At 33.5% G+C, this 4,295-nt stretch carries 3 protein-coding genes; all 3 read left to right on the top strand.

The features are described 5' to 3' along the window. The first annotated feature begins 110 nt into the window (after positions 1-110). Positions 111-968: a MerR family transcriptional regulator gene (locus tag QVO42_RS07810; protein WP_022425566.1), complete on the top strand. Its 858-nt coding sequence runs from the start codon at positions 111-113 to the stop codon at positions 966-968. Between the two features lie 34 nt (positions 969-1,002). Next, positions 1,003-2,028: an NAD(P)H-dependent amine dehydrogenase family protein gene (locus QVO42_RS07805; RefSeq protein WP_022425565.1), complete on the top strand. Its 1,026-nt coding sequence runs from the start codon at positions 1,003-1,005 to the stop codon at positions 2,026-2,028. 128 nt (positions 2,029-2,156) lie between these two features. Further along, positions 2,157-3,932: a 1,4-alpha-glucan branching protein GlgB gene (glgB, locus tag QVO42_RS07800; RefSeq protein WP_022425564.1), complete on the top strand. Its 1,776-nt coding sequence runs from the start codon at positions 2,157-2,159 to the stop codon at positions 3,930-3,932. Positions 3,933-4,295: the final 363 nt, after the last annotated feature.

Genomic DNA, 4,295 nt, shown 5'->3' with positions numbered 1-4,295 from the left:
AAATTTAACTATTTATTGACATTTAATAGTTTGTCTCTTTTCCCCATTCTAACATTTTTCTTACAAGTTAGTCTTCTAAAAATGGTAGAATTATAGAAAGAGGTGATTGTATGCATGAAGGTTTAATTTCTATTGGGAAGATGGCTAAAATAAATCATGTGAGTATTAATACACTCCGTTTATATGATAAATGGGGTTTATTGACACCTATCTATATTGATGAAGATACAGGCTATCGTTATTATGATATGAAGCAGAATGCAAGACTTGATCTAATAGGTTATATGAAAGAGTTAGGAATGAACTTGAAGGAAATCAAGGAATTGTTGGATAAAGAAGATCCTACTCTTATAGAAGCAATACTCATCAAGAAACAGCGTTCTATAGAGAAAGAGATGGATGATATTATACGCAAAAGAAATGCAATCAAACGTACAATCTATTCTCTTGAAAGATACCGCAAATCCCCTACACCTGGCACTTTGACAACTGAGTATATTGATGAACGTCACATCTATGCCAAACGAGTGAATAAGAACTTCTATGATTATGATCAGGATGGGTATGAGGTAATACTCAAAGAATTCAAAGATCAATTATTAGAAGAACATCTTCCCCAAGTCTATTATTGTAATGTGGGAACTTTTCTTAAGAGAAAGAGATTCCTGAAACAGGAGTTTATTACACATGATATATTTATTTTTGTAGATGAACATTTTCCAAAAAAGGAATCTGTACAAATATTAGAGAGTGGTATGTATGCTTGTATTTATATGGATGATTTTAATAATGAAAAAGAGTATGCAGGAAGATTACTAAAGTATTGTATAGATAATAATTATGAAGTGATTGGTGATTATATATGTGAAGTATTAATAGAACTCACATTCTTTAAAGATAATGAACGTTCTATGTATCTAAGATTACAAGTCCCAATTGCCTATAAAAAGGTTGACCCTCATCATTGATGAGGGTTTATCCTTTAGTTAGGAGGTATTTCATATGGAAAAGATTAAAGTTGTACAGTATGGTTGTGGTAAGATGAGTAAATACATCTTACGTTATTTGTATGAGAAAGGTGCGCAGATTGTCGGAGCCATTGATAATAATCCTGCAATTGTGGGCATGGATGTAGGTGATTATGCAGAACTAGGTATTAAGACTGGTGTAAAGGTCAGTAGTGATGCCGATGAAGTATTGGATAATTGTGATGCGGATGTTGCAGTTGTGACATTATTCTCACTTGTGAGTGATTGTTTTGATCATTTTGAAAAGTGCTTAAGTAGAGGTATTAATGTCATCACTACATGTGAAGAAGCAACAGATGCATGGACAACTGATCCAGTAAGAATGAATAAGTTAGATGTTCTTGCGAAAGAAACAGGATGTACATTTGTAGGTAGTGGTATGGAAGATACATTCTGGGTGAACATGGTTGGTTTAGTAGCTGGTTCTTGTCATACTATTACTAAGATTGAAGGGGCAGTTAGTTATAATGTAGAAGAATATGGTTTAGCCCTTGCGAAAGCACATGGTGTAGGTTTAACACCTGAAGAGTTTGAAGCAACAATTGCCCATCCTGAAGAAATTGAACCATCTTATGTATGGAACTCAAACGAAGCTCTCGCATCTCGTATGGGATGGACTATTAAGTCACAGACACAAAAATGTGTGCCTTATTTCCATGATACTGATTTGTATTCTGAAACAATGGGTGAAACAATTCCAAAAGGAAATTGTATTGGTATGGCTGCAGTCGTTACTACAGAAACATTCCAGGGTCCTATTATTGAAACACAGTGCATTGGTAAGGTCTATGGTCCTGATGATGGTGATATGTGTGATTGGAAGATTACTGGTGAACCAGACACTGAATTCCATGTAGTTAAACCAGCTACAGTAGAACATACATGTGCTACTATAGTAAACAGAATTCCTAGTTTACTTAGAGCACCAGCTGGAGTTGTCACTGTTGATCAGTTAGATACATTAGAATACTTAACATATCCTATGGATTATCACTTATAATCATCACCAAACCCTCCCTTAAGTGGAGGGTTTTTACATGTGTAATTCCAAACAAATCGTTTAAAATGTCAGATGAAATTTTCTTCTAATTATCTTATGATTAAAGTAGAGAAATTGGAGGGTAACATATGGATTTTAATAATTTTTATAATGGGCAGGAATTTGAGACTTATAAGTATCTAGGTGCTTTTGTTCATATGAATGGCGTAACTTTTAGAACATATGCGCCAGCAGCATCTCATGTGGCAGTTATTGGGGAATTTAATGACTGGCAAGAAACACCTATGAACCGTTGTGGAAATGGGCAGTTCTTTGAAGCAACTATATCAAATGCGAAAGTGGGACAAATGTATAAGTATCGTATTTATAATAATGGGTCTTTTGTAGATCACTGTGATCCTTATATGTATACAAGTGAAGTACGTCCTAATAATGCATCTATTATTTTTGATATGAATCAGTATACATTCCATGATGATACTTGGATGAATCAAAGATTTAGTGAAGATATGCCTATTAATGTGTATGAAATGCATTTTGGCTCTTGGAAGAAACCAGGTGAAGAAGCAGATGACTGGTATACATATCGTGAAATGGCTGATTTAATTATTCCTTATTTAAAAGAGAATCATTATAACTTCTTAGAAATCATGCCTTTAAATGAATATCCTAATGATTTAAGCTGGGGTTATCAGCCTACTGGTTATTTTGCCCCTACATCTCGTTATGGTACTCCTGATGATTTAAGATATTTTGTAGAGAAGTGTCATGAAAATAATATTGCGGTTATTCTTGATTTTGTACCTGTTCATTTTGCGATTGATGGATTTGGTTTGAATAACTATGATGGTACACCTCTTTATAATTATCCTAATGATGCAGTAGGTAAGAGTGAATGGGGTACATGTAATTTCCAGCATTCTCGTGGTGATGTATGTTCATTCTTGAATTCTTCTGCTTATTACTGGTTAAAGGAATATCATATTGATGGTTTAAGACTAGATGCAGTTGGTAATCTTATTTACTGGCAAGGTAATAGTGGTCGTGGAGAAAACAGAGAAGCGATTCGCTTTGTTCAGAACTTTAATAGAGGACTTAAACAGAGAATTCCTCATACTCTTCTTTTTGCCGAAGATTCATCTTCTTATCAAGGTGTAACACGCCCTGTTGAACAAGGTGGTTTAGGTTTTGATTATAAATGGGATTTAGGTTGGATGAATGATACATTAGATTACTTTATGAAGACTCCAGAAGAAAGACCTTCTTTCTATCATAAGCTTACATTCTCTATGATGTATTTCTATAATGAACATTTTATTCTTCCATTTTCACATGATGAAGTAGTGCATGGTAAGAAAACTATTATTGATAAGATGTATGGTGAGTATGAAGAGAAGTTTGCACAGGTCAAAGCACTTTATATGTATATGTTTGCGCATCCTGGTAAGAAACTTAACTTCATGGGTAATGAGATTGCGATGTTTAGAGAATGGGATGAAACAAAAGAACCAGACTGGTTCTTATTGAAGTATCCTATACATGATTCTTTCCTTCATTTCATGAGAGAATTAAATAACATCTATTTAACACATCCTTCTTTATCACAGTATGACTTTAGTGAAAGAGGGTTTAAATGGGTAGATTGTCATCAGGAACAGGATTGTATTTATGTCTTTAAACGTATGAGTGATCAAGAAACAATAGTCGCTTTCTTTAACTTCCATAATGTAGATAAGACATATACTTATAAAGTAGATCAACCTGAAACATTGAATCTTCTATTAAATTCAGATAATGAATTATATAGTGGTAAATCACATAATCTAGATAAAGAAATTCATATAAAAAATGAAATAGAAATGACATTACCTGCCTATAGTGCACAATTCTATATTGTAAAGTAAAAGCGTATCACCTATTTGGTGATACGTCTTTTTACTTAAAGTTTTCTATTATGACTACTAATTTTAAGAGAATTATGTGATTTCTGACTACTCCCACGGGCAAGCCCGTGGGGTTCTGATTGCCAAGTGTAGCTTGTAATCGTACATCATTTTCAGACTTTGGAGTTACAAGTGTAAATCTATTTGAATCAAAACTTTCATTACCAAGCAGTCCAGCGACCACATTAACGGTAAATTTCTATCTTACGATATGGAAGTATAATCAATCTCCCTTATGTTTATTTTATACTATTTTGATTCCACTATTCAATACTTTGATTCTATTAATCTTAATTCTTTTAATTATGTGGCTTTCATCCCATA

The organism is Catenibacterium sp. CAG:290, assembly GCF_000437715.1.
Taxonomy (GTDB): Bacteria; Bacillota_I; Bacilli_A; order Erysipelotrichales; family Coprobacillaceae; genus Catenibacterium; species Catenibacterium mitsuoka_A.
This window is presented reverse-complemented; position numbering and strand designations above follow the sequence as displayed.

Excerpts from the sequence above, each read along its gene's own strand:
- glgB (WP_022425564.1), top strand. The coding sequence starts at position 2,157 with ATGGATTTTAATAATTTTTATAATGGGCAGGAATTTGAGACTTATAAG.
- QVO42_RS07805 (WP_022425565.1), top strand. The coding sequence starts at position 1,003 with ATGGAAAAGATTAAAGTTGTACAGTATGGTTGTGGTAAGATGAGTAAA.
- QVO42_RS07810 (WP_022425566.1), top strand. The coding sequence starts at position 111 with ATGCATGAAGGTTTAATTTCTATTGGGAAGATGGCTAAAATAAATCAT.